Raw genomic sequence first — 25338 nt, 5'->3', positions numbered from 1 at the left:
CCCTTTCACCTCGGTGGCGTCAGCCGTCGTGGGAGAAGGAGAACTCCCGCGCGTTCTCCCGGACGGCGTCGACGACAGACGCCTGGCGCAGCGAGTTCTCGGTCCACTCCTGCGGGCGGTCACCCCGCAGAACCGCCTGGGCGAAGGTACGGACGATGTTGGCGAACTGGTCGTCCGCGGGCAGGACGATCTGCTCGTGATGGTCCTGCCGCTCGATGTTGACCACGGGCTGATGTGTCGCCGGCGGCGTGAACACGCGGTTCAGGTAGAGCCGTCCGGTGCTGCCGCGGAACTCGTAGCTGTTGGTGTACGAGTGCTCCATGCCGAAGGAGAGCTGGGCGGTCACCCCCTGCCCACCGGTCAGCAGCGCGCTGCCCCCGACGACCACGTCCCGGAGCCGCTCGTGCCGGAGCACGGCTCCCGCGACCTCCAGACCCGGGCCGAGGAACAGACCGGCCGCGCGGATCGGGTAGACACCGATGTCCAGCAGCGCCCCGCCGCCCACCGACGCCTGGTAACGGATGTCTCCCTGGGGCTTGGGAGGGATCGTGAAGCTCGCGGCGAACGACCGGACCTCTCCGATGACGCCGTCGGCGAGCATGTCCGCGACCCGCCGGTGCTGGTGGTGGTAGAGGAACATGAAGTTCTCCATCAGCAGGAGCCCTTGTTCCTCGGCGACGGTGAAGAGGTGCTCGGCCTGTTTGCGGTCGGTGGTGAGCGGCTTCTCGGCGAGCACGTGCTTGCCGGCCCGCAGGGCCCGTTCGATCCACTCGGCGTGGAGTACGGCGGGCAGCGGGACGTACACGGCTTCGACGTCGTCGCGCTGCAGCAGCGTGTCGTAGCCCTGCACGGGGGTGCCCCCGAACCGCCGGGTGAACTGCTCGGCCTTGTCCGCCTGCCGGCTGGCTATGGCCGTGACCTCTGTGAGGGGTTCGGCCACCAGCGCCGGCAGGGTGCGCCGCCAGGCGATGTCGGCGCACCCGATCACCCCGACTCTGACCGGCTTGGCATTCCCCGCATGTGCCATCGGGACTCCTTGTACGAGGTTTCGGTCGGCGAAGTGCCGCTGGGCGGGCGCCACTTCAGCGGGCCAGCGAAGAACGGAACGCCAGGGCCTGCTCATAGGTGGGGAGCAACCCTTGCTCGGCCGCCTCGGAGAGGGTCGGCGCCGCGGCGTCCTTGTCGGACATGATCGGCGGGCCGTCCAGCTTCCAGGGGATACCGATGGCCGGATCGAACGCCTGGACGTCGATCATGGTGCCCGGTACGTACTCGGCGCCGCACAGGTAGTTCATGCACGTGTCGTCGGTCAGCGCGTGGAAGGCGTGCCCGATCCCGTCCGAGAGGAAGACCCCGACCCCGGACTCCGCCTCCTGGAGCGTCATGTCGAACGTGCCGAAGGTCGGAGACCCGACGCGGAGGTCGACCGCGACGTCCAGGGCGGCACCCCGCACGCAGGTGACCAGTTTTGTCTGGCCGGGCGGTATCGCGGTGCCGTGAATTCCCCGCACCGTGTTCTTCTTCGACACCGAGTAGTTGACCTGCCGGATCTCGAAATGGTGACCCGTCTGCTGGAGCAGTTCGCTCACCCGCCATGCCTCGTAGAACTTTCCCCGGCGGTCTGCGAGGTGCTTCGTGCTGATCCGGTACGCACCGGGAATCGACATCTCGGTGATGTCCATGCTGTCCACAGCGGTCTCCTCCGGCTGAGCGGCTGGGCCCCCACCGCGGCCGGCAGGGTCAGACAGTGTGCGCATGCGCCATCCCGTCGCTGCGGGAGCGTATGACGCTGAGGGCGTCGAGCCTGTCGTTCAGGATGTACTCGTGCGTCTTCTGGAGGAAGCCGCACGGCTCCAGCCCGAGTTCCGCGCGGATCTGGCTCCGGGCGGTCTGGTAGACCTCCAGGGCGTCCGCCCTGCGGCCGGACAGGCTCAGGGACTCCATGAGCAGCGCGTGGAACTTCTCCCGCAGCGGGTATTCGGAGGTCAGCGCGTACAGGATGCGGACCGCTTCGCTCGTCTCATCCGACGCGAGCAGGGAACGGGCCCGCATCTCAAGGCACTCGACGCGCAGTTCCTCCGCCCAGTTGGCGAACTCCCTGATGATCGGGCCTTCGAAGGCAGATGACTGGATCGGCTCCCGCCACAGTCCCAGTGCGTCGGTCAGCGCCTGGGTGGCGGCGGTGTACTGGTGCATGCTCATCTGCATGCGCGCCTTGTCCGACAGGGCGAGGAAGAGCTCCAGGTCGAGTTCGTCGCGCCCCAGGTTCAGGATGTAGCCGGGAGCGCGCGTGATGATGACTTCGTCGTTCTGCGAGAACCGGTTGAGAACCTTCCGCAGTTGCGACACATAGACATGGATGGATGCTCTTGCCCGGATGGGCGGCTTCTCGCCCCACAACTCTCTGGTCAACTGGTCCAGCGACAGAATCTGGCCGTTGCGGATCAGCAGAGCCCGCAGCAGCACTTCCATCTTGTGCGTCCCGACCGGCGGCGAATCGTTGCCGGTCACGATGTGTACCGGTCCCAGTATTTTGTATCGCAAGCCAAACCTCCCCCAGTATCCCCCAACGGGAATGGTGCTGACGATCAGAGAATTCGCTTCAGGGAATATTCACTCCTGAACACTGTCGGTAATGTGGCCACTTCTTGCTGGGCGCTAAACGTGATGGAAGAGAACTGTGCGTGATTAAGCGTCAGCATACATTGACCCTTGAGGAGCGCATATTGGTCAGTATGTGATATCCGTCACACCCCTTGACGAGGCGCCTCGGGCATGGTTTTTAGCCTTATTTTAGCGGGGTATTGAGAATTAACCTCGGTGCACCTTCTTTAGATCGGACATCGGTGACCGATGAGGACTTCCTGGAACGGTATCCGTGTCTGCCGCACACCGGGGAAGAGTGATTCCGTCGCCTTGGAGTGTCCTCGCCCCCGCTCTGAGCCCCTGGCCGGCCGGATGCCCCGCGGGCCGCGAGGTGGCGCCTTTGGCCGGGACTGTGCAGCTCATAGGGGATGGTGATCCCATCCGAAAGTTTCCGGCCATGGTGTCGGGCGGGGCCGGCCCTGTGAGAACCCGGCCCCGGACCGGCCGACCTGCAGGCACACCTGGGCCGTCCGTGCCCAGAGGGCGAACCTCAAACGGTAAAGAATAGGCAGATCCACCGAGCGAATTCGGCCGACCGTGCGAACGGAAGCTGTGGAATTCCAGGCTTCCTCCCGTCTCGGGGCAGGGTGATCGAGAATGGGTTATTTCCCGAAATGGTCCGGCTCCGCGTATGACCGTATCTCAGCCGCCGGAAGAACCGTTCACGCCACACGTTCGCCGAGCGGGCCGACGGGTCGGGCGAGCGGCTGTGCCGTCTGCCGCGTCTCCTTCCGCAAAGGCCGCGCCCGGGGCGCCGTGCCGGCCGACGCGTTTCCCGGCCGGGCCGTGCCGGTGACGCCGCATGGGCCGGCCCGTGGCGTCACCGCGAGGGCAAAGCCGCGTCAGCGGCCCCGCACCGACGTAATCGTGCACGGCAGCGCGGAGCGCCGCCCTCCGCGCACGACGGCTCAGACGGGGTCCAGCGCAGTGGTGCCGGTGCCGCGTACCGGCCGGACTCCAGAAGCAGGACCACGACCGGACCTCCGGCCCCCCATCGCGTGCGCCGTCGGGAACGGAGTGCCCCACGAAGCGCGCAGGGGCGCCGCGTACCCGCCCGCCGGGGGACCGGCGCTCGGTGGCCAGGACGTACAGGGACGCGACGATGACGCGGCCGGTGCGACGTGAGCCTCGATGCTCAGGCCGGTGAAGCAGGGCCCGCCCGGCCCGGGGCCGCGGGTGCGGTGTGGTCCAAGACCGCTGCCGGTTCCAAAACAGCTCCACCGGCGCATACACCCTCCTGCTCTTCGACGGGCAGCTCGCCCCCCGCCCAGCCACGGCAGGTCGACCGCCGAAGCCGTCGAGGGACAGGCAACCGCCCCGCGGCCGAAACCCAGCGGCGTCCGGCCGGCCGGGCCGCGCCGTGCGCGCGAATCCAGGGGAGGCCGATATCGGCGACAGGGGTGTGTGTCAGGATGTTGTCGAACGCCTCGACGGCGACGGTCGTCGCCGACGGCGGAGGCCGGCCGAGCGGGGCGGCCGCCCACTGCTGGTGCAGGTCCGGTGCGAACTTTCGCGGGACGGCCTCGTCGATGCGGTCGTCCGCCGCCCGGCCGGCGCACCCCCCGATCGCCGTCGGCCGATATGTCCAGGTGCGGGCGTGGGCGGGGGAGCGCAGCCACTCGGCGCCGTCACCGCTGTCGCCGGCACCGACGCGGGTGGCCACCGGGGACTCGTGGGACGGGGCCCACGATGGTGGACTCCCGAGCCTCGCGCCGGGACCGCACCAGCGCGTCGAGGGCCACCTCGGTGTCGGCCGGACCCGAGACCACCACGAGGTCCTCGACCGATCCGCCCGGCCGGGCTCGGGGCCCCTCGGACGGGGCGGACTTCCCCGATCTCCGGCGGTTCCGAGTCGAGACGACGAAGACGACACGGCGCTGCTTCACGCCTCCAGCCGACGTCCCGGCAGGCCCGCGGAGGCATCCCGCCCTTACCCGGCCGCGAACACCCGTCGCCCGCCCACGTAGGTGAGCGCCACGGTCGTCTCCGCGATCGCCTCCGGCGGCCCGGCGAACGGGTCCCGGTCGAGCACCACCAGGTCCGCGAGGGCCCCGACGGCCACCCGGCCGGTGTCGTCCAGATGGTTCACGTACGCCGACCCGGCCGTGTACGCCGCGAGCGCCTCGGCGAGGCCCAGCCGCTCCCCGGGCAGGAACACCGGTCCGTCGCCGCCCGGCTCGACCCGGTTGACCGCGACGTGGACGCCCTGGAGCGGATCGGGGCTGCTCACCGGCCAGTCGCTGCCCGCCGCGAGCCGCGCCCCCGACCGCAGCAGCGCCCCGAACGGGTACTGCCGGGCGGCCCGTTCGGGCCCGAGGAAGGGAATCGTCAGCTCGTCCATCTGCGGCTCGTGCGCCGCCCACAGCGGCTGGATGTTCGCGGTGGCCCCGAGCCGCGCGAACCGGGGTACGTCGTCCGGGTGCACCACCTGGAGGTGCGCGAGATGCGGTCGGGTGTCGCGCGGCCCGTTCGCGGTACGTGCCGCCTCGACGGCGTCCAGCGCGTCCCGTACGGCCCGGTCGCCGAGCGCATGGAAGTGACACTGGAAACCGAGCGCGTCCAACGCGCTCACCCACCGGGGCAGTTGGTCCGGATCGATGAAACTCGTGCCGCGGTTGGCGGTGGCGCACCCGCACGGGCGGAGATAGGGGTCGAGCAGCGCGGCCGTGCCGTTCTCGGCGACCCCGTCCAGCATCAGCTTCACCGCGCCCGCCCGAAACCTCCCGCAGCTGAACTCCCGGCGCCTTTCCACCAGTTCGGGGATCTGTTCGGCGCCTCGCTCCCGGTCCCACCACAGCGCGCCCACCACCCGCGCGGTCAGCGATCCGTCGCGCGCCGCGGTGCGGTACGCCTCGGCCGGGTCGGCCATGCCGAGGAAGTCGCCGACCAGCGCGTCCTGCCAGGCGGTGACGCCGAGCGCGTGCAGATGCCGTTGGGCGTGCAGCAGCGCGGCCAGCCGGTCGGCGGCGGTCGCGGGCGGGGCCAGCCGGCCGACCAGCCGCATCGCGCCCTCCTGGAGGGTGCCGCTCGGCTCACCGGAGGGGTCCCGCTCGATCCGCCCGTCCGCCGGGTCGGGCGTGTCCCGGTCCACCCCGGCAAGCTCCAGCGCCCGGCTGTTGACCCAGGCGCCGTGATGGTCCCGGTTGGGGAGGTACACCGGCCGGTCCGGTACGACCGCGTCCAGCAGTTCCTTCGTCGGCGTGCCGCCCGCGAACGCCTCCATCGACCAGCCGCCGCCGAGGATCCACGTCCGCTCGGGATGGTCCCGCGCATAGGCGTGTACGGCGGTCACGGACTCCTCGGCGGTCTTCGCCGCCGTCAGATCGCACTGGGTCAACTCCAGCCCGGCGGGCACCGGATGGACGTGCGCGTCCTGGAAGCCGGGCAGCAGCAGCCGGCCGGCGAGGTCCACCACCTCGGTGCGCGGCCCGGCGAGTTCGCGTACCTCCTCGTGTCCGACGGCGGTGATCCGGTCGGCGGTGACGGCCACGGCGGTCGCCGTACGGCCCTCGGGAGTGAGGACGGGACCACCGGTGAAGAGAAGATCAGCGTGCATGATGCCTTTCCCTGGGACGACGTTCCGAACAGGTCAGTTGGAGGAGGGGATCAACGCGGCCGAGTCCGCGTCGGTGCCCGCGCCGGTACGGAAGTACGGCGACCTGCGCACCCATTTGGCCCACGCGGCCACCACGAACCCGGAGACGATCATCACCACGGGCATGAGCAGCAGGAACCAGCCGTTGTCCGCGCGGAGTTCCAGATGGCCGGCCGAGCGGTAGAGGGACCAGCAGAGATATCCGCCGAGCCCCAGCAGCGCGAGCGCGCTCAGCGCGGGCAGCACCACCGCTCGCAGCCCCAGCCGCCAGCCGCCACGCAGCGCGGCACGGAAGCGCACGGCTGCGGCGAGCGCGGTCAGCGCGTACGACAGCGCGACGACGATCCCGACCGCGTTCACCGTCGCGTCGATCATGTCGGCGAGCCGCGGGATCACCAGGGCGAGCAGCGCCAGCGCCACGGACAGCGCCCCGATGAGCAGCGTCCCGGCCACCGGAGTGCCGTACCGGCGGCTGACCCTGGACCACACCGGTCCGAGGGTACGGTCACGGCTCATGGCGAACATCCCACGGGCCGTCGGGATGACCCCTGCCTGGAGCGAGGCCACGGCCGAGAACATCAGCGCCACCAACGGCAGCGCGGCCAGGGGCTGCTGGGCGAGCCGGTCCCCGAAGTACGCCAGTCCCTCGGCGCCGTGTCCGGCCAACTCCCGCTCGGACAGGACACGTTGGAAGGCGATTGAACCGAGCAGGAACAGCCCCAGCATGGTCACGAGGGTGATCGTCCCGGCCCGTGAGGCGTCACGCGGGTCCCGCACCTCCTCGTTGACGGTGAACGCGGCCTCGAATCCCCAGTAGCAGAACACCGACAGCAGCAGGCCCTGCGCCAGGGCCGACGCCGAGGGAATCGCGAAGGGATCGAACCAGGAGAGCCGGAACGGATGCGGCCCGGTGACGATGCCGTAGCCGCAGAACCCGAGCAGCACCGCGTACTCGAAGACCAGCAGTCCCGTCTGGAGCCGCGCCGCCGTACGCACACCGGTCACGGCGGTGAGCGTGACCGCGACCAGCACCACGATGCCGACCGCCGTCGTCTGCGCCGTCGAGCCGGCGTCGAGCGCGAGCGGGCCGACCCGGTGCAGGCCCGTCTCCCCGGCGAGCTGGAGCAGCGCCGAGCCGGTGACCGCAGTGGTGTAGGAGAGGAAGGCGACGCTCGCCACGCAGTTCACCCAGCCGACCATGAAGCCGAGCCAGGGGCTGAGCGAACGGCCCACCCATACATAGCCGTTGCCCGCGTTCGGCTCCACCCGGTTGAGCCGGGAGTAGGCCCCCGCGATCCCCAGGACCGGCAGGAACGCCAGCAGCATGATCGCGGGAAGATGAAGGCCGACGACCCCGGCCGTCACCCCGAGACCGATGCCGATGCTCGTGGTCGCGGCCGTACTGGAGGCGGCGACGGCGATGCCGTCCAGCACGCCCAGGGACTTGCGCAACTGGGGCTGCGCGGGGGGATCCACGCCGAAGGGTGTCTCGCTCATCGCGGCTCTCCGCTCGCACGGGGGCCCGCTCGGGCCCGGTGACCGGAGATGAAACCGCCCGTGTACTTCACAGGTCAACGGTGTTGTCATAAGGTGCCCGGCACGTCCCAGGGAGGCCCAGCATGAGCGAACGCGTCGTTCCGCCCGCCGCACGGCAGCGCAGGCGCCCCACCAAGCAGGGCGTCGTCCTCTCCGCGGAACTGATCGTCGCCACCGCGCTCCGGCTGATCGAGGAGCACGGCTCCGACGCCCTGTCCGTGCGCCGCCTCGGCCGGTCCCTCGGCGCCGATCCCAGTGCCCTGTACCGGTACTTCCGGCACACCGACGAGCTGATGCTGGCCGTCGCCGACGAGCTGATCGGCCGTTCCATGCGCTCCTGGCGGCCGACCGGCGACTGGTCGGCCGACCTGCGCGACCTGGGCCTGCGCATGCACGTCGGCGCCCTCGCACACCCCCGGGCGGCGATGCTCAGCGCCCACCGGGTCACCGGCCGGGCGCATGAGATCCAGGCCGTGGAGACCATCCTCGGGGTGCTGCGGCGGGCCGGGTTCCCGGACCCTGAGGCGGTGCGGATCTACCACGCCTTCGTCGACCAGGCCCTCGCCTTCGGAGCCCTGGACTCCGCGGGCGCCGCCCTGCCCCGGTCCGCTCGTGAGGCCGAGACGGAGGTGTGGCGCGGCACCTACGGCCGGCTGCCCGCCGCCACCCACCCGCACATCGCGGCCACGTCGCTTCATCTCGTGGCCACCATGCGTACCAGTTCCTACCCGGCCGCCCTGGACCTCTTCCTGACGGCCGCACGGACCCGTCTCGATCGCATCCGTGCGGACACCGAAGCCTGAGGACCACCACTGAGCACGACCGGGTGGCACGTGTGCGGGACAAGGTCCTCGCCCTTCTTCCACCAGGTCCACCGACTGCCGGTGGGGGACGAGGCCCGGTCGGTGTCGCCGCTCGGTCACCCGTCGACGCGGGACCCGCGCATCTCTTTCCCTCTCCGCCGGAATGACGGAAGAGGGCTGGGGCATGCGGTGCGTTGTACCGACGTTGATGGTGACGGCTTGGGAGGTTTTTCGATGCTGATGGCGCATCCCGCGGTGCTGAGGAAGCTGGTCGAGCAGCACGACACGCTGCGCGTTCTGTGTGCCGAGGACGGGTCTGCGGCGGCCCGCCAACGCATGGAGGACGTCGCCTACGCGCTGTGCGTGTCCACGGGCACCCGTGATATCGATGCGGCGCTCATCGCCGCACGTCACCAACTGCCCGGAGCACGTCCCGAGGACGACTCGCTCGTCAGCGCCTGACGGGGGGCAGACTTGCCCGGTTGCGTCGGCGGGTTCGTCCGGCTCACCGGTACGGACGACGTGAAGTCGGGGTCGGCAAGCACGAGCCGGCCACCGGGGCGCCCCACGCGGGTCGGTTCATCGACGACCCGTAGTTCGGTCGGCTGTGCCAGATGGACCTCGACATCGCCTTCGGCGGCCGACTGTCCGTCGGCCGCCGCTCACTCACACCGCCCGAGTCGCGCCGTCGGCTGGACCGCCCCGAGCTGGGGGCCGAGGCCGCGGTGAAGCGCCCGGTCGGACGTGATCAGGACTGGCGTGATGGTACGACGGGCTCAGCACCAGCTTCCGTCCGTGCTGGAGCCGAGGTAGGAGAACGCCTTCCAGGCCGCCTTGGTCTTGACCCCTGCGATGCCGTCGATACGCCGGTGTCGTACGCGCCTGGCGTGGCGCCGGTCGACGCGCCCAGGCACCTGAACCCCTGGCGCGGTGTCTCGGGGCGATCTGACGAGTCCGGACCGAGTGACCAATTGTCGCCGCAATGTCACGCTTCGCCCGCGCAAGAGTGACGAGTTCCGCAACGCTGCGGGAACCGGTCGGAGCGCATCCTGCGGCAACCGCGACGCACCGGACCCGGCAGGGGCCTTGGGTCACCGGATGCGCTCGGCGGGGCACGCGGTCTCAGCGATGACGTGCGGCAGGGCGTCACGCGGGGTGTGCAGGTGCGGCGGTTCACCGAAACCGTCGCGGATCCTTGGCGTCACTCACCCAGTGCGCCGATGGCGTCCGTCCCGTGGCCGGCGGCGAGCAAGGGCGCGCGGATGTCCGTGTCGAGGTCGGGGAGATAGCCCAGCAGGATGTCCGCGGGGCCCTCGATGCGCATGCGGCCCAGCGCGGCGGGCAGCAGCAGGCTTTCCGCGCGGGCAAGTCGTTCGCGTCCTCCGGGGGTGTCCACGGTGGCGGGCAGCCCCACGTTGGTGAGCACGAGGGCGGTGGCGAACCGGTGTACCAGGGGCGCGGCCGTGCCGGCCCGCCACCGTTCCAGCGCGAAGTGGCGACCGGCGCACAGCACGGTGCGCTCGACGCCGTCGTCCACCGGCACATCAAGCCCGGAGCGGAAGTCGGGACGCGGCTCCGGGCGCCACTCCTGCAGCAGGCGTTCGATGTTCGTCCGCCACTCCCCGTCCGCGATCGGGGACCCGTCCTCCATCCGATGACGCATGGCGTGCTGCTGGATGTCGGACATCTGCTCGATCTCGTAGACGAGCGTGCCGGGACCGAAGCTGTGCAGGGTGCCGCCGGGGACATAGAGGGTCTGCCCGGCGCGTACGGGCAGACGGCGCAGGACGGCGTCGAAGTCCTGCGCCACCAGCGCCCGCCTGAGCTGGTCGCGGTCGACGCCCGGCTTCGTACCGGCCAGGGCGGTGGCGCCGGGGCTCGCTTCGAGGATGTGCCACGCCTCGGTCTTGCCGTGAGGCTCGCCTTCGAGGCGCCGGGCGGTTTCGTCGTCGGCGTGCAGGTGGACCGGAAGCATCCCCGTGGCGTCGATGAACTTCGTCAGTACGGGGAAGCGCTCACCGCGCCAGCCGCGTCCGACCAGCTCCTGCGGGCACTCCTGGACCAGTCGGCGCAGGGTGCGCCCGGCCAGCGGCCCCGCGGTCACCGCCGCCACCTCGCCGTTTAGGTCGCTGACCTCCCAGGTCTCGGCGACCGGGCCGTCCGGCAACCCCCCGCGGTCCCAACGGTCGGCCAGGACGCGGCCGCCGAAGACGTGCTGTTTGACGGGCGTGGTCAGGCGCAGCGGATACCAGTCCACGGTTCCGCTCTCCTCAGAGGATCGGCTGGCCGCCGGTGACCGCGATGCGGGCCCCGGAGACATACGATCCCTGGTCGGAGGCGAGCAGCACATAGACCGGGGCGACCTCGGCCGGCTGGCCGGGGCGGCTGAGCGGCACCTGGGAGCCGAAGTTCTCCACCTGTTCCGGCGGCATCGTCGCGGGGATCAGAGGTGTCCAGATGGGCCCGGGAGCCACACTGTTGACGCGGATCCCCCGTTCACCCAGCAGCTGCGCCATGGCGCCGACCATGTTGGCGATGCCCGCCTTCGTGACGTCGTAGGGCAAGAGCGTGGGCGGCGGCATGTCGGAGTTGACCGACGTGGTGGCGATGATGGACGCCCCCGGTCGCATGCGGGGCACGGCCGCCTTGCACAGGTGGAACATGGCGCTGAGATTGATCGCCAGCGTGCGATCCCACTCCTCGTCGGGGATCTCCTCCAGCGACGTGCGGGTCATCTGAAACGCCGCGTTGCTCACCAGGACGTCGATGCGGCCGAACGCCTCCTCCGCCCGGTCGATCACCTCGACGCACTGCGCCGGTTCGGCCAGGTCGCCCGGTACCAGGACGATCTTGCGCCCGGCCTGTTCCACCCAGCGCGCGGTGTCGAGGGCGTCCTCTTCCTCTTCGGGCAGATAGGAGATGAGCACGTCCGCGCCCTCCCGGGCGAAGGCGATGGCCACCGCCTTGCCGATGCCGCTGTCGCCGCCCGTGATCACCGCGGCCTTCCCGGCCAGTCGGCCCGACCCCTGGTAACTGTGCTCCCCGTGATCAGGCCTGGGCCGCATCTCCCCTTCCGTACCCGGGGGGTGCTGCTGCTGCGCGGGCTGCGACATGACACCTCACATCCTTTGTCCGGTGCGGCAGACATGGCACGGGGCGGAGGGCGGCGCTGCCCTGCTCCGCCCGGGACGCCTGGTGCACGGGTTACCTGGAACGTTGTGGGGAAACCGCTTGAATCACCCGGTATCTCGAATCACCCGGTATTCGGCACCTCGGTCAGTCACAGGGCCCCTCTCCCTGGCCCGTCCCAGCACCTCGGCGAGCCGCCACCGATGTGCCGCCACCGCGGCTGTCCCGCGGCTCAGCACTTCCTCCTCCCACCGGTACGGGCGGCTGCCGCGTGCTGGTATGTCGCGACGCCGGCCGGGGGTCAGGCCGCCCGTCGGCCGGCTGCTCCGTCCCGGTCCTGGGGGGGGAGGGCGGGAAAGCCGTCGGCGTCCCCGAGCGCGCGGCCGCGGAGGAGGGACAGGTGCCCCGGCTGCGTCATGCGTACTCCGGCTGCCACATGGCGTCCTGCACCTGCTGGATGACGTCGTCCAGCGCGGTGCGCGCCACCCCCTCCGCCGCGGCACGGCGGGCGACCGACACCGCCACCGTCGCCGACGCGGCGCGCAGATTCTCCACCTGCGGCAACAGCGCGGCACCCGGAGCCGACAGGTCGGCCAGGCTCGCCACCGCCTCGGCCGCCGCCTGGAGCATGCCGTCCGTGACCCGGGAAGCGCGCGCCACGACGGCTCCCAGGCCGAGACCCGGGTAGACCAGGGCGTTGTTGGCTTGGCCGATGACGTACGAGGTGCCGTCCAGTTCCACCGGGGCGAACGGGACGCCGGCCGCGACGAGTGCCTTGCCGTCCGTCCACCGCAGGATGTCCCTCGGCGACGCCTCGATCCTGTCGGTGGGGTTGGACAGCGGCAACACCACCGGTCGCTCCACGTGCGCGGCCATGGACCGCACGATGTCCTCGCTGAACGCGCCGTGCACGGTCGAGGTGCCGACCAGTACGGTCGGGTGGACGCGGTCCACGACCTCCTTCAGCCCGATCGGCTGCTCGCTGCCGCCGGACCACTCCTCGTCGGGGCGGGCGTAGAGCCGCTGGTAGTCGCGCAGCCCGTCGGTGGACCGCAGCAGCAGCCCCTGCCGGTCCACACACCAGATGCGTGCCACCGCCTCCTCGCCGTCCAGGCCGCCGCGGACCATGGCGTCGCGCAGCTGGTCGGCGATGCCCACGCCGGCGGTGCCCGCGCCGAAGACGACCATCCGCTGCTCGCGCATCGGCGTGCCGGACACTCGTGCCGCGTTCAGTACGCAGGCCAGAGTGACGGCGCCGGTGCCCTGCATGTCGTCGTTGAACGTGCAGACCTTCTCGCCGTACGTCTTCAGCAGCCTGCGGCCGTTGCCGGGGCCGAAGTCCTCCCAGTGCAGCAGTGCGTGCGGGAACAGGTCCCGCACGGTGTCCACGTACGCGGCGACGAACGCGTCGTAGTCCTCTCCGCGCCTCCGGCTGTGCCGGTTGCCCACGTACAGCGGGTCGTTGAGCAGCACCTGGTTGTCGGTGCCCACGTCGAGCACCACGGGGACCGCCCGTCCCGGATGGATGCCGGCGGCGGCCGTGTAGACGGCCAGTTTGCCGACCGAGATCTGCATACCGCCCACGCCCCAGTCACCGATGCCGAGGATCTGCTCGCCATCGGTGGCCACCACCAGGTCGACATCGTCCGGGCCGAGTCCGAGCGCCTCGAACGCGGGCCGTACGTCCTGCGGGTGGTCGATGGACAGATACACGCCGCGCGGCCGCCGGTACTCGTGGCTGTACCGCTTGATCGCCTGCCCCACCGTGGGGTCGTAGACGATGGGCAGCAGATCCGTCAGGTGATCGGTGAGCAGGCGGTGGTACAGGACCTCGTTCCGGTCGTGCAGCTGTTCCAGACAGACGTTCCTCGCCAGGTCATCCGGCTGCCCCTGCACCTGCTCCCAGGCCCGTCGGGCCTGCTGGTCAAGCGAGAGCACACCAGGTGGGAGCGCTCCTACCAGGCCGTACCGCTCACGTTCCTGCCGGGTGAAGGCGACCCCCTTGTTCCGCAGCGCATCCGTCAGCGGAACCCGGCCGTCGGGGCTGTCGCGGCGCGAGGACATGGACACTCCTCCGTCGACTGCGTCTTCCGCTGCGGAGTTCCCCTCCATCCCGCCGGCAAACGGCACACACCATCCGGGGGGCCGTACTGAAACGCCGGGGCTCCAGCCGTCCGGTAAGCCGCGTACCGGCCCCGAAGGGCGCCCGCGACGCGGATGCCGTGACCTGTGGGGTCTCGCCGTCGCGGCGGTACCGCCGTGCCGGGCACCGTCGTACAGCCGGCGACTTCGCTCTCCTGGTCACGACGGTCTGCACGTCCCTGGGAAAGCCCGGACACAGCCCCGGTGCCGAGTACCGGGCTCGGCGCCGGTGCGGACGCGGGCGAGCGCACCGCCGCCTGGCAGGGTCGGCGGGCCTGGGCGTGCGGGTCCTGCCGTCTGGGCACGGCCCACCCGATCCGGGCCGGCTCCGACACCTGGGGCCGGCAGCGGCCCGATCGGCGCGGGCGCTCCGGGAACGGCAGGTGGCACCGTGCGGTGTCCGGCCTGCGGGACACCCGGAACCGGCCGGCGCACTCGCTTCGTCCGGCGTGGGGGCCCTTCGTGGAGGGCAGAGCCAATACCATGCTGTGGTGGCCGGCGGGGGATGCCCTAGGGAGGTACAGCAGTGATCGAACTGTCCGAGGTGATCGGCCAGTTGCGCGCCGAGTTGACCAGGGCGATGGCGGCGGGCGAAGGTGAGGACCTCCGGTTCGCCCTGGGGCCGGTGCAGTTGGAGCTGTCCGTCAGCGTGCAGCGGGAGGCCGGGGCCAACGGCAAGGTGAAGTTCTGGGTGGTCGAGCTGGGTGCGGACGCGAAGGCCGGCAAGCAGGACACGCAGACGGTGCGGCTGAACCTGGAGCCGCGGCGGGCCACCGTGAGCGGCGCCGCGCAGTCGGAGGTGTGGATCTCCGGCGTCAGCGACGTCGAGGAACGCTGACGCGACCGATGGCGGGGCTGCGTGCCGACCGTGCCGCGGAAGTCGTCGTCACTCACCGGGACGGCACTCGGCTGCGCGGATCCGGATACTTCGTGGCGACCGGAGTGGTGCTCACGGCCGCGCACGTGGTGAGGGGCGCCGAGACCGTCACCGTACGCTTCTGGGGTCCGGCACCCTCACCGTCAGCCGCGCCGACAGCTGGGCGGCAGACGCCGACGGGCCGGGTGGCGCGCTGCTGAGGCGAGCCGGTCTCGGCACCCCTCCACAGCCGATCGGGCCGGTCGCCGGAGACATCCGCGTGGCCGAGGGCTATCGCGCGCACGCACGCTCCATCGCGCCGCTCGAACTGCTGGGCCGCGACCGGGAGATGGCGGCGCTGCTGCGGTTCTGCGCCGGACCGGGCGGCTACCAGTGGTGGCAGGCACCGCCCCGGCACGGCAAGACGGCGTTCACCGCGTGGCTTGCCGCCCATCCGCCCGCCGGAGTGATCGTGGCCGCCTTCTTCGTCACGCGACGTGACACCGGTCAGTGCGACAGCGATGCCTTCGTCCAGGCCATGACCGCTCAACTGGCAGCCGTCGCGGGCGAGTCGCCGGCGCAGGGCAGCGCCCCCGGGACGCACGCACGGGAGTGGCACCGGCTGCTGGAGGCCGCCGCCCGCGGACAGCGGCGGCACCGAAGGCTGCCGGTGATCGTGGACGGCCTGGACGAGGACCTGGGACAGACCGCGTCCCCGCGCCGCCCGAGTATCGCCTCGCTGTTACCGCGCCACCTCCCGGAGGGCGTGTCCGTCCTCGTCACCAGCCGCCCGCGGCCGGGACTGCCCGCGGACCTGCCCGGTGACCACCCCCTGCGGCGCTGCGCGCCGCGCCCGCTGTCCGCTTCGCCGCATGCGACCCGGCTGCGGTACGAGGCGGAGTTCGAACTCGGGGAACTGCTCGCCGGGGACTTGGCCGAGAGGCGGATCGCCGGACTGCTCGCCGCGGCCGGCGCGGGCCTGAGCCGTGCCGAACTGTCCGCGCTGACCGGGATGCCGGCCCACCTGCTCGACCGGTCGACGAGCGGCCCGCTCGGCCGCAGTCTGGCCGAGCGCACGCACCCTGTCTTCCACGGCGAAACCTCGCGCCTCCGGACCGCGTTCGTCTTCGCCCACACCACCCCCCACGAGGCCGCCGCGCTGGCGGAGGAACTGCTGGCCGCACCACCGCAACCGCTGAGCACGGAGGAACGGGCACGGCTGCACGCGGTGGCACTCGACGTGCTCGCCCGGGCCGGCCGCTGGCGGGCACTGGCCGCCTCCTTGGACCCCCTCACGTTTCTGACTCCCGGCGGTGGCACCGCCCTCGGCGTCGCCGACGCGGCCGCCGAGCTGCTGGGCCGGAGGCCCGAGCGGAAGGCAGATCGGCCGTGGGGCCACGGCTCAGCCGGTGGGACCGTCCTCCTCGGCCTGCGGCGTGCCGCCGGGACCATAGCCGAAGACGCGCTCGCGCCAGCCGTCGTATCAGGCCTTGGGCACGGCGCGTACACCCAGTACGACCTCGAGCCGTACGGCAGCAGGGCGGCCGCATACTGCCCGGTGTGCCCGGTGTCCGCCTCCGTTGCCCGACGTCACCGGCTGAGGCTCGGCGAAGGCGCGCACCGGGCCGGGATGGTCCGCGTGGGCCCTACCCGGACATGAGCCAACGCGGTCCGCGGTCTGCTCGCCCGGCGGCCGGTCGGCGACGACGTCTGGACCACCCTCGCGTGGTGCGCCCGCATCCTCGTCGGGGCGTACGTCAGTGGGGCGGAAGCCGGATGACCTGGCACGGACTGTCGCTCGGGTCGGGTTCGGGTGCGAACAGCGGAGAGGTGTCCGTGAGGGAGAGCAGTCTGTCGACGGCGTAACTGCTGGTCTGGATGACGAGGGTCTTGCCCTGTCGGAGGGCGTGGAGTCGGAGGTCCAGCAGGACGTTCAGCCCGGCGCAGTCGCAGAAGTCGAGGCCGCTCAGATCCAGGTCGACACCGGTGACCGACCCGTCGAGTGCCGCCTGCACGTCCATGGACAGGCGGTCCCCTGTGTCGAGGTCGAGTTCTCCCGCGACCGTGACCTGGATCCGCCCCCCGGATGACGCGTAGGTGAGGGTGATCAGGCCGGTCGGCAACGGCCACCCGCCGCCGTTCGCGGGCCCGGGGCCACAGCCTGGCGAAGCAGGTGACTGGGCGCGGCGGGCGGGGACGCGCATGGCTCACTCCCTGGGTGCGCGCGGACGATCGACCGCTTCCACCTTCCCGTGAACTCCTGAACACGTCAACCGTTACCTGAAAATGGGTACGTGTTTTTGGGTGCATGAACTTTGGATCGTAGTCTGGAGGCATGGACAGAGCCCCAGAGCCGCACAGCGGATGGACGTTTCTCACGAACCACGCTCGTGTACTCGCGGCGGTCGCGGACGACCACACCGTGCGCATCCGTGACATCGCCGCCCACTGCCGGCTGACCGAGCGGGCCGTGCAAAAGATCATCGCCGACCTCGAGCAGGACGGTTACCTCTCCCGCACCCGGGAGGGGCGCGGCACCACCTACCGGATCGACCCGGGCAAGGTCCTGCGGCATCCCGCCGAAGCGGACCTGGGTCTCACGGTGGCCGCGCTGCTGTCGCTGCTCGTCCAGGACGAGGCCCACCGAGCCGGCACGCCGACCCCGCCCGCACCGCGGCGCGCGTCCGTCTGACACCCGGCGGGCTCCACCTGACGGACCGGACAACTCGACATGCCTGAGGGAATGTTGATCCTGGACACCACCGGCTTCATGAAGCGGGGCGGCACCTCCGCCGAAGTGCGGCGCCGGTCCTTCGGTACGGCCGACCGGGCAGAGGACTGCCCGGTCGGGATGGGCGTTCGCCGCCCGCTTCACCACCCGCGGTGGAGCCCGGCGGGCACGAGGCGATCCGGCAGCGGTGAACGGCGGTTCCTCCCCGTCTTCCTCGCCGTGATGGCCGCGTGGAAGGGCGAAAAGGGGGGTGCCGGCAGGCCCGACCTCGTGGCCAGGCGGCAACCGCATCAGGGCCGCGCCTCCGGCACCGTGCACGCGATCGACCACCAGTGTGCTCTGAGCGGTGAGCGCGTGGCGATGCCGGGGCCGGGCTCAGCGTGCCAGCGCGAGCACCGCCTCGACCGTCTTGCCGGACCCGTGCGTACTGACTCGTACCTCTTCCGCCAACTCCAGGACCAGCGGCCAGCCGAAGCCGCCGGGCTCCCACAGCGGAGTGTCGCGCTGGTGAGGCGGTGTGCGGCTGGCGTCCGACACGCGGACGGTCACGGTCTTCTCGCCTGCCCGCAGCCCGAAGCCGGTGACTCCGCCTGCGTGCCGGATGGCGTTCGTGACGAGTTCCGACACCGTGAGCAGTACCGCCTCTGCCTGACCGGAGTCGTCGGGCTTCAGCATGGACAGGAAGATCCGCGTGATTCCTCGTGCGTCCTCGGCGGTTCGCGGACTCCTGGCGGACGGTTGCGCATCCTCCATGAAGGAGGGCACGATCGCTCACCTCCGTTCTCAATGGGTGCTTTTGTCCGACTACCCGGCAGGGGTGTGATCAGACCCATTCCATTCTGAGGTGAGTCCCAAGGTCGTCCGAGGGCGGTCCGGGGGTATCCGAAGCCGTGAACGCCGCCAAGACGTTCATGGCCATGTGACAACGCCGACCGAAGGTGACCAAGGCAGCCGTGCCGTGCCGCACGGGAAAGGATGTGCAATGTCCCGGTGGGCAGAGACCCCTCCGCGCGCCGGCCACCGACGCCCAGGTGGGCCGGGAAGCCCGGTGACATCCGCTGGTGTTCAGGCCATGCGGTCGCCTGACTGCGCCCCTTTGTCGTGTATCTGCAGGGTCGCCGCGTCGCAGAACGCCTCCAGCCCCTCCAGCAGGGCCGCTCGTTTGCTGCCGGGCATCAGCCTCAGCACCGCCTGCAGTTCCTGCTCCCTGCGTGTGCGCAGTTCATCGAGGAAGGCGCGGCCCCGGGTGCTGAGGTGCAGTTGGACCTCGCGCCGGTCGGCCTTGCCGATCACACGCTCGACGAAGCCGGCGGCGACCAGCCGGTCGCACAGCCGGCTGGTCGCCGGGGGTGCCGAGGAGAGCGCGTCACACAGCGTGCGCAGGTTGATACCGTCCTGGTGCTCCAGGGCCAACAGCACCCGCATCTGCGACGGCGACGCCGGCGCTGTGGAGGCCCGGCCCCACAGGACTTCCAGCAACTCCCCGGCCGTCGCGGTCACTCGGGCGACCTCGACGGGTTCCGGGCGGGGGCGGAAGACGGCCACTGTCACACTCTCGCAGGCACTGGGACGGTCGCCAGCGTACTAGGTGCCCGCAGTGGCGACTGATGGTTTGGACGGCTTGGCGCGGCTACCGAGGGGCCTCGTCACGAGCGAGGCCGGCAAGTGTCCGCCGAAAGATTGGTGTGTGTACCACCGTGAACAGATATGTGACCGCTGAGCGGGCTCTGCGCGCAGCGGCACCCCACGAGTTGCTCGATGTCGTCCGGCGTGTGCTGGTCGAGCAGTACGGGGCGGAGTCCGTCGACCTGCTGATGGCCGACTACGGGCTGACGGTGCTTCAGCCCGTGTCGGTCCTGCCGTACACCGCGGAGCCGGTGTCCGTGCACGACAGTGTGGCGGGCCGCGCCTTCGGTGCCCAGGAACCGGTCGTCGAGTCCTCCCCCGACGGCCGCGCGCGGGTGCACCTCCCGGTCAGCGTGCGCGGGGACCGGCTGGGTGTGCTGTCCGTGACCCTGTCGCACAGGAGCGGGGCCCGGGAACTGCTCGTTGAACTGTCCGACATCGCTGAGGTCCTCGGCCACGAGCTGCTCGTCGCCGAGCGGGACACCGACATCTACCTGCAGGCACGGCGCAAGGACCGGCTCACCCTGGCCGCCGAGATGCAATGGCAGCTGCTGCCCGGACGCTCCTGCTCCCGCCCCGAGTTCGAACTGGCCGGGCAGCTGGAACCCGCGTACGCGATCTTCGGTGACAACTTCGACTGGTCCGCCACGGCCGACCACCTCATGCTGTACGTCACCAACGGCATGGGGGAGGGGATAGAGGCCTCCCTGCTGACGAACCTGGCCATCAACGCCCTGCGCAACGCCCGGCGCGCCGGGCTCTCCATCGACGACCAGGCCGCCCTGGCGGACCAGGCGGTGTACGCCCACTACCGGGGCCGCTGCTACCTGTCGGTGCTGATGTTCGACTTCGACCTCGCGACGGGCCGCGCCAAGGTGGTGGACGCCGGCTCGCCACAGCTGCTGCGGCTGCGCGGCGGCACGGTGGAACAGGTCACCTTCGAGGCGCAGCTCCCGTTGGGCATGTTCGAGGAGACCGACTATGTCGCTCAGGAGTTCCAAGTCGAGCCCGGTGACCGGCTCGTGTTCGTCAGCGACGGGGTGTACGCCGTGGCCGATCCCAAGGGGGAGGCGTACGGCGATGTCGCTCTCGTCCGGGCGATCCGGGCCACCCGGCTGCTGCCGGCCGCCGAGGTCCCGCGCGCCATTCTGCGGGAGTTGACCGGCCACCGCGGTCGCGCCGCCCCCGCCGCCGACGACGCGCTCGTCGTGTGCCTCGACTGGCACGGCATGTGACCGCAGGACGGATCGCCGTCCGGCCCGCCTGATGTGTGGCGATCCCGTGTTGTTTGCATCAGACCGTCGACGCTAACGTTTGCCATGAGGCAATAATCGCGTCTCAGGCGTGGTCGATCGACGGCTGTACAGAGGAGGCGATGAAGGTGTCGGAGCAAGAGGCTGTCGAGTCGACGGCGCGCCGGCTGGGAACTTTCCTGGAGAACCGCCGGGAGCAGATCGCTCAGCGCTGGGCGGATGCGCCGCTCTTCCGGACGGTGTTCACCGTGTCGCGCGAAGAAGCTGTCGAGGCGTGCAAGGCCGTCGTGGACGCGCTGTCGCACGTCGCCTTGTCCGGACGCCTGGAGGACATCACCTCTTCCGGCTTCGACGGCGTGCGCGACCAGTTGGGACGCATGTCCGGTACCCAGACCCGGGCGGGATGGAGCCCGGCCCGGATCGCGGACGAGGTGGCCGCCCTGCGGGAACCGGTCGCCGAGTTGCTGCGGGCCGAGTACTCCGATCCCTCGACGCCTGAGGCGGCCGAGGGCCTGCTGGCCTGGACGGCCCTGATGGGCACCCTGCGGCTGGTGGTGATGCAGACGGCGCTGAGTTCGGGCGAGGAACTGATCGCACGGCAGCGACAGCAACTGCTCGAAGTGGCCACGCCGGTCATCAGCCTGTGGGAGGGCGTCGTCGCCGTGCCGCTGATCGGCACGCTGGACAGCGCGCGCAGCCAGGTCGTCATGGAGTGCCTGCTGGAGGGCATCGTGGACCAGCGGGCCCGGTACGCCATCCTGGACATCACCGGCGTCCCCACGGTCGACTCGCTCGTCGCGCAGCACCTGATGAAGACGGTGGCTGCGGCGCGGCTGATGGGCGCCGAGTGCATCGTCTCCGGTATCCGCCCGGCCATCGCGCAGACCATCGTGCAACTCGGCATCGATCTCAGTTCCGTTCTCACCCGCGCCTCACTCGCCGACGCCCTGGCCTACGCCCTCAGCCGGCTGGGCATCGAGGTGTCTCCCCGTGCGAGCATGCGGTGACGGCTCCGTTCCCGGGCCGCGCGACCGTGGTGCCGGTCCTGGCGCTGGGGGACACCCTGCTGGTCAGCCTGCAGGGAGAGCTGCAGGACGGCATGGCCGAGCAACTCCAGCAGGACATCAGCCACCGCATCGCCGACAGCGGGGCGACCGGTGTGATCATCGACATCTCCGGTGTGGAGGTCGTCGACTCCTTCCTGGGACGGATCGTTGCCGAGATCGCGGCGAGCGCCAGTCTGCTGGCGGCCCGCACGGTCGTCGCCGGCATGCGGCCGGCCGTGGCGATCACGCTGGTCGAGTTGGGCCTCACCCTGCCCGGACTCACCACCGCGCTCGACGTCGACCGCGCACTGGAAATCCTCGTGGGGACGTCCGCGCCGGGCGCCTCGGACGGACGCGAGAGGGCGACGTGATGCCGGCCTCCGACCCCGCCGTCGAAACAAGCCTGCCGATCCGCTCGGACGCGGACCTCGCGTGGGTGCGCCAGCACGTACGCCAGAGCGCGGCCGACCTCGGCTTCGGGCTGGTGCAGCAGACGAAGGTGGTCACCGCCGCCAGCGAACTGGCCCGCAACACCCTGGTCCACGGCGGCGGCGGGCACGTCGAGATCACGCCGCTGAACCGGGGCGTGACCCGAGGGCTGCGGCTGTCCTTCGCCGACAGCGGTCCGGGAATCCGCGACGTGGAGCTTGCGATGACCGACGGGTACACCAGCGGCGGCGGCCTCGGACTTGGTCTCAGCGGTGCCAAACGCCTTGTCGACGAGTTCGAGATCGACACCGAACCCGGCAGGGGCACGACCGTCACCGTCATCGCCTGGACCACAGGCGTGCCCTCGGCGCGGCCGGGGGTGTGATGGCGCGCGTCTGGGACATCCCGGTGCACGACTCCACCCGCGTACGGGACGTCCGGGTGGCGGTCGAGGCAGCCAGCACCCATGTCGGTCTCGGCCCGCACCGCACCGCGGTCGCCGCCCTGGTCGCCACCGAGCTGGCCACCAACCTGGTCAAGCACGCCAGCGGCGGTCGGATCCTGATCGACCTCGTCGACCGGCCCGGGGCCACACGCGCCCCCGGGGTGCAGGTGGCAGCCGTCGACTACGGTCCAGGTATCCACGACGTCACTGCGGCCGTCCGCGACGGGTACACCACCAGCGAGGCGTCACTCGGCGCCGGTCTGGGCACCTGTCTGCGGATAGCCAGCGATTTCGATCTGTACAGCACCTTCCGGGGCACCGTCGCGGTCGCCCGCTTCGACCAGGATCCGCCAACGCGTCGGGAACAGAGCCGGCAGGGTCCGAGGGCGGGAGGGATCAACGTCCCCCTCGGCCGCGCCGAGCACTCGGGAGACGCCTGGAGCTGCGCCCGGTCGGGCAGCCGCCTGACCCTGATGCTCGCCGACGGCCTCGGCCACGGCGCGCAGGCGGCGCACGCGTCCAGCGCCGCCGTCGATGAGCTGCACCGCTCGGCCCACCTGCCACCGGAGGAGATCCTGCGCCGCATGCACCATGCCCTTCGGCCCACCCGAGGCGCGGCAGTCGCCGTGGCACAAGTCGACACCGACACCCGGGAACTGGCGTTCGCCGGCGTCGGCAACATCGGAGCCCGCCTGCGTGCCGGCGGCTCATGGGACCACCTGATCTCCCACCCGGGCATCGTCGGCGCCCAGTTCCCGGCCACCGTGCCCGTACGCCGTCGGCCCTGGCGGCCCGACAACCTGCTCGTCCTGCACAGCGACGGTCTGCCCAGCCGATGGATACCGCCCCACGATCCGGACCTCCTCGCCCATGACCCGGCGGTGGTCGCGGCGACCATCCTGCGTGATGCCAGCAGCGCCGCCAGCCCGGTGCGTGACGACAGCAGCGTGGCCGTCCTGGCCTCCGACCCCGTGGACCGACGCCATGATCCCGCCTGACCTCCGGAAGATCACCACGACCACCGAGGCCGCCCGAGCCCGGACCTTCGCGGCACACCTCGCTGCCTGTCTGGGCGCGCCCGAGATGGAACGGGCCCGCTTCCTCACCACCCTCACCGCGCAGTTGCGGAAGGCCCTCGGCCAAGGCGGCGCCGAACTCACCCTCACCGTCCAGCAACCAGGCCCGGACGAGCCCGTACGCGTACAGGCTGTCGTACACCCGGCCACGCCGTCCCCGGAACGGGCCTCGCCGTGGCGCCTCGACCTCTCCTGCCCCGGCCCCATGGCACAGGAACCGCCTCGCCCGGCGCTCCCCGACGACACCGCGTCCGCCGAAGCCCTCCTGGCAGCGGACGAGGAGACCGCGGCGGTTCTGCGGAGCCTGGACGAGTCGGAGAAGCTGCTGCAACTCCACCGTGAGGAACTGCACCAGACCAACCAGGGCGTGCTGGCCCTGCACGCCGAACTGGACGCCGCCGCGCTGACCCAACAGGAACTGCTCGACGCGGAACGTGCCGCGCGGGGCGAGGCGGAGAAGGCCCGACGCCTGCTGACCTTTCTCGCCAACGCCAGCGCCGTCGTCACCGCTTCGCTCGATCACGAGGACATCGTGCGCCGCCTGCCCGACCTGCTCGTTCCGCAGTACGCGAGCCAGGTCGACGTCTGGCTCTTCGACGAGGACGAGCAGGCAGCCGGAAACGGCCTCCACTCCGCCGCCGCGGTGGCCGCCGCCCGCACCGACCGCCCGCAGCACGCCGGACCGCACCCCGGCGGCCTGCCCGGTACCGACGACCGCCCGCCCTCCGCCCTGTCGCCGGATCGGCCTCTGCTGTGCATCCCCCTCACCGTCCGGCGATCGCTGGGCGTCCTGACGCTCACGGCACCCGGGGACCGCTTCGACGCCGACACCAGCGTCATGCTGCTCGAACTGGCCCGCCGTATCGCCATCGCCCTGGACAACGCCCTGCGCTACGAACAGCACCGGGACACCGCCGAGGAACTGCAGCGCGCCCAGCTCACCGAACTGCCCGCCGCCGACGGCCTGCGCCTGGCCGCCCGGTACCTGCCCGCCACCCGCGGCCTCAACATCGGCGGCGACTGGTACGACGCCTTCTTCCAGCCCGACGGCAGCCTGCTGACCGTCATAGGAGACGTCACCGGACACGGACTGCGCGCCGCCGTCATCATGGGGCAACTGCGCACGGCACTGCGCGCGTACGCGATCGAGGAGACCAGCCCCGCCCAGATCCTCACACGGCTGCACCGCATGCTCCGCCACCAGCAGCCCAACCTCTACGCCACCGCCACGATCGCGCGTTTCAGGCCCGAGGACCCCCAGGTGACGTGGGCTGCCGCCGGCCACCCGCCGGCCGTGGTCCGCGCGCCCGGCGGCGCCGTGCGTGTCCTGGACGACAAGCCCGGGGTCATGCTGGGAGTGCCGATTCCCTTCGAGTACGAGGACCACACGACCGAGATCGAACCCGGCTCCACCCTGGTGCTCTACACCGACGGCCTGGTCGAGCGGCGTGCCCAAGGGATCGACGCCGGGATCGAGTTGCTCGCCCAGACCCTGGCGGCACTGCACGAACCCGACCTCGACGACCTGGACGCGAGCGCCGAGTCCCTCCTCAAACCCCTTGTCCACGACTCCGAACGCGACGACGACGTCTGCGTCCTGCTGTGCCGCACCGTTCCGCTCCCGAAGCCATGACGGGACGCACGGACAGGCAAGCAGTCCATACCGTCTCCCGGCCGCGGCGGCCTTCGTCCCGCCGCGTTCGGCGGCCGTCGGGTGGACGCCGAGCAGGTCTCTGCGCTGTTCCGGTCCGTGGCGCCGGCTCCGGCCCGTCCCGCCCCGCGCTGGTCGGCACGGCCGGGGCGCCGGCGGCCTGGTCTCCCGCCCACCGCGGACCTGCGGGCGCCGCTTTCGCGGGACCCGGCCGTCTACACCCAGCACGGGTTTCCGAGGAGCCCGTGGTGGAGGCGAGGCCCCCGCCACGTGGAGCCCGACGACCGGAGAACCCGTCCGGGGAGCGCGCGCTGCACCACATCCTGAGCGCGACCCGGCAGAGCCCGCCGCACGAGACCACGCTTGCTGCGGTC

At 71.1% G+C, this 25338-nt stretch carries 23 protein-coding genes; 11 read left to right on the top strand and 12 right to left on the bottom strand.

Annotated elements, in window-relative coordinates; all coding sequences use genetic code 11:
• Nucleotides 1-19 precede the first annotated feature (19 nt).
• From ACZ60X_RS35235 to ACZ60X_RS35215, 5 genes are all read right to left on the bottom strand, one after another.
• A complete protein-coding gene (locus tag ACZ60X_RS35235; RefSeq protein WP_469607442.1) occupies nucleotides 20-1027 on the bottom strand; it encodes a Gfo/Idh/MocA family protein in 1008 nt (335 codons plus the stop codon).
• Between the two features lie 55 nt (nucleotides 1028-1082).
• Nucleotides 1083-1682, bottom strand: a complete 600-nt coding sequence (locus tag ACZ60X_RS35230; protein WP_469607498.1) for a dTDP-4-dehydrorhamnose 3,5-epimerase family protein — start codon at nucleotides 1680-1682, stop codon at nucleotides 1083-1085.
• A 58-nt stretch (nucleotides 1683-1740) separates the two neighbouring features.
• Entirely contained in the window at nucleotides 1741-2511 is a 771-nt protein-coding gene (locus tag ACZ60X_RS35225; protein ID WP_469607440.1) for an AfsR/SARP family transcriptional regulator, read from the bottom strand.
• Nucleotides 2512-4576: 2065 nt separating this feature from the next.
• Nucleotides 4577-6202 carry an amidohydrolase gene (locus tag ACZ60X_RS35220; protein WP_469607436.1) on the bottom strand — a complete coding sequence of 542 codons (1626 nt, stop codon included), beginning with the start codon at nucleotides 6200-6202 and terminating at the stop codon, nucleotides 4577-4579.
• Nucleotides 6203-6235: 33 nt separating this feature from the next.
• A complete protein-coding gene (locus ACZ60X_RS35215; RefSeq protein ID WP_469607433.1) occupies nucleotides 6236-7738 on the bottom strand; it encodes an APC family permease in 1503 nt (500 codons plus the stop codon).
• A 122-nt stretch (nucleotides 7739-7860) separates the two neighbouring features.
• Between ACZ60X_RS35215 and ACZ60X_RS35210 the strand changes: the two genes are divergently transcribed.
• On the top strand, nucleotides 7861-8580 hold the full coding sequence (locus tag ACZ60X_RS35210) for a TetR family transcriptional regulator (protein ID WP_469607431.1): 720 nt from the start codon (nucleotides 7861-7863) through the stop codon (nucleotides 8578-8580).
• Nucleotides 8581-8814: 234 nt separating this feature from the next.
• On the top strand, nucleotides 8815-9042 hold the full coding sequence (locus ACZ60X_RS35205; protein WP_469607428.1) for a DUF5133 domain-containing protein: 228 nt from the start codon (nucleotides 8815-8817) through the stop codon (nucleotides 9040-9042).
• Nucleotides 9043-9356: 314 nt separating this feature from the next.
• Here ACZ60X_RS35205 and ACZ60X_RS35200 read toward each other — a convergent pair whose 3' ends face one another.
• From ACZ60X_RS35200 to ACZ60X_RS35185, 4 genes are all read right to left on the bottom strand, one after another.
• Nucleotides 9357-9494 (bottom strand): hypothetical protein, encoded by a 138-nt coding sequence (locus ACZ60X_RS35200; protein ID WP_469607425.1) that lies wholly within the window; start codon nucleotides 9492-9494, stop codon nucleotides 9357-9359.
• A gap of 287 nt (nucleotides 9495-9781) precedes the next feature.
• Nucleotides 9782-10837 carry a class I mannose-6-phosphate isomerase gene (locus ACZ60X_RS35195; RefSeq protein WP_469607422.1) on the bottom strand — a complete coding sequence of 352 codons (1056 nt, stop codon included), beginning with the start codon at nucleotides 10835-10837 and terminating at the stop codon, nucleotides 9782-9784.
• A gap of 13 nt (nucleotides 10838-10850) precedes the next feature.
• On the bottom strand, nucleotides 10851-11693 hold the full coding sequence (locus ACZ60X_RS35190; RefSeq protein ID WP_469607420.1) for an SDR family oxidoreductase: 843 nt from the start codon (nucleotides 11691-11693) through the stop codon (nucleotides 10851-10853).
• A 430-nt stretch (nucleotides 11694-12123) separates the two neighbouring features.
• Nucleotides 12124-13773 (bottom strand): NAD-dependent malic enzyme, encoded by a 1650-nt coding sequence (locus tag ACZ60X_RS35185; RefSeq protein WP_469607417.1) that lies wholly within the window; start codon nucleotides 13771-13773, stop codon nucleotides 12124-12126.
• A gap of 604 nt (nucleotides 13774-14377) precedes the next feature.
• Here ACZ60X_RS35185 and ACZ60X_RS35180 point away from each other — a divergent pair.
• Together ACZ60X_RS35180 and ACZ60X_RS35175 are read left to right on the top strand one after the other, a co-directional pair.
• Complete coding sequence (locus tag ACZ60X_RS35180) at nucleotides 14378-14689, top strand: trypco2 family protein (RefSeq protein ID WP_469607413.1); 312 nt, start codon at nucleotides 14378-14380, stop codon at nucleotides 14687-14689.
• Between the two features lie 298 nt (nucleotides 14690-14987).
• Nucleotides 14988-16367, top strand: a complete 1380-nt coding sequence (locus ACZ60X_RS35175) for a P-loop domain-containing protein (RefSeq protein ID WP_469607410.1) — start codon at nucleotides 14988-14990, stop codon at nucleotides 16365-16367.
• A gap of 97 nt (nucleotides 16368-16464) precedes the next feature.
• On the opposite strand, the gene ACZ60X_RS35170 is transcribed toward ACZ60X_RS35175, so the two are convergent.
• A complete protein-coding gene (locus tag ACZ60X_RS35170) occupies nucleotides 16465-16830 on the bottom strand; it encodes an STAS domain-containing protein (protein WP_469607407.1) in 366 nt (121 codons plus the stop codon).
• A 212-nt stretch (nucleotides 16831-17042) separates the two neighbouring features.
• Here ACZ60X_RS35170 and ACZ60X_RS35165 point away from each other — a divergent pair, with 212 nt between their 5' ends.
• The gene (locus ACZ60X_RS35165) at nucleotides 17043-17399 is read left to right on the top strand and encodes a helix-turn-helix transcriptional regulator (RefSeq protein WP_469607404.1); all 357 of its coding nucleotides are present in this window, start codon (nucleotides 17043-17045) and stop codon (nucleotides 17397-17399) included.
• Nucleotides 17400-17813: 414 nt separating this feature from the next.
• Here ACZ60X_RS35165 and ACZ60X_RS35160 read toward each other — a convergent pair whose 3' ends face one another.
• On the bottom strand, nucleotides 17814-18191 hold the full coding sequence (locus tag ACZ60X_RS35160) for an ATP-binding protein (protein WP_469607494.1): 378 nt from the start codon (nucleotides 18189-18191) through the stop codon (nucleotides 17814-17816).
• A 312-nt stretch (nucleotides 18192-18503) separates the two neighbouring features.
• The gene (locus ACZ60X_RS35155; protein ID WP_469607401.1) at nucleotides 18504-18989 is read right to left on the bottom strand and encodes a MarR family winged helix-turn-helix transcriptional regulator; all 486 of its coding nucleotides are present in this window, start codon (nucleotides 18987-18989) and stop codon (nucleotides 18504-18506) included.
• A 146-nt stretch (nucleotides 18990-19135) separates the two neighbouring features.
• On the opposite strand from ACZ60X_RS35155, the gene ACZ60X_RS35150 reads away from it, so the two are divergent.
• The 6 genes from ACZ60X_RS35150 (at nucleotide 19136) to ACZ60X_RS35125 (ending at nucleotide 24946) form a co-directional block, all read left to right on the top strand.
• Nucleotides 19136-20299, top strand: a complete 1164-nt coding sequence (locus ACZ60X_RS35150; RefSeq protein WP_469607398.1) for a PP2C family protein-serine/threonine phosphatase — start codon at nucleotides 19136-19138, stop codon at nucleotides 20297-20299.
• Nucleotides 20300-20439: 140 nt separating this feature from the next.
• A complete protein-coding gene (locus tag ACZ60X_RS35145; RefSeq protein WP_469607492.1) occupies nucleotides 20440-21324 on the top strand; it encodes an STAS domain-containing protein in 885 nt (294 codons plus the stop codon).
• Nucleotides 21321-21734, top strand: coding sequence for an STAS domain-containing protein (locus ACZ60X_RS35140; RefSeq protein WP_469607395.1), 414 nt, complete (start codon nucleotides 21321-21323; stop codon nucleotides 21732-21734). Before ACZ60X_RS35145 ends, ACZ60X_RS35140 begins: the two co-directional genes overlap by 4 nt.
• Nucleotides 21734-22177 carry an anti-sigma regulatory factor gene (locus ACZ60X_RS35135; RefSeq protein ID WP_469607393.1) on the top strand — a complete coding sequence of 148 codons (444 nt, stop codon included), beginning with the start codon at nucleotides 21734-21736 and terminating at the stop codon, nucleotides 22175-22177. The genes ACZ60X_RS35140 and ACZ60X_RS35135 overlap by 1 nt, the downstream gene beginning before the upstream one ends.
• Entirely contained in the window at nucleotides 22177-23235 is a 1059-nt protein-coding gene (locus ACZ60X_RS35130) for a SpoIIE family protein phosphatase (protein ID WP_469607390.1), read from the top strand. The genes ACZ60X_RS35135 and ACZ60X_RS35130 overlap by 1 nt, the downstream gene beginning before the upstream one ends.
• Nucleotides 23222-24946 carry a PP2C family protein-serine/threonine phosphatase gene (locus ACZ60X_RS35125; protein WP_469607388.1) on the top strand — a complete coding sequence of 575 codons (1725 nt, stop codon included), beginning with the start codon at nucleotides 23222-23224 and terminating at the stop codon, nucleotides 24944-24946. The genes ACZ60X_RS35130 and ACZ60X_RS35125 overlap by 14 nt, the downstream gene beginning before the upstream one ends.
• Nucleotides 24947-25338: the final 392 nt, after the last annotated feature.

This window comes from Streptomyces sp. NPDC104106 (assembly GCF_055584345.1).
Note: the sequence above shows the minus strand (reverse complement) of the source record. Positions and strands in the feature narration are given on the sequence as shown.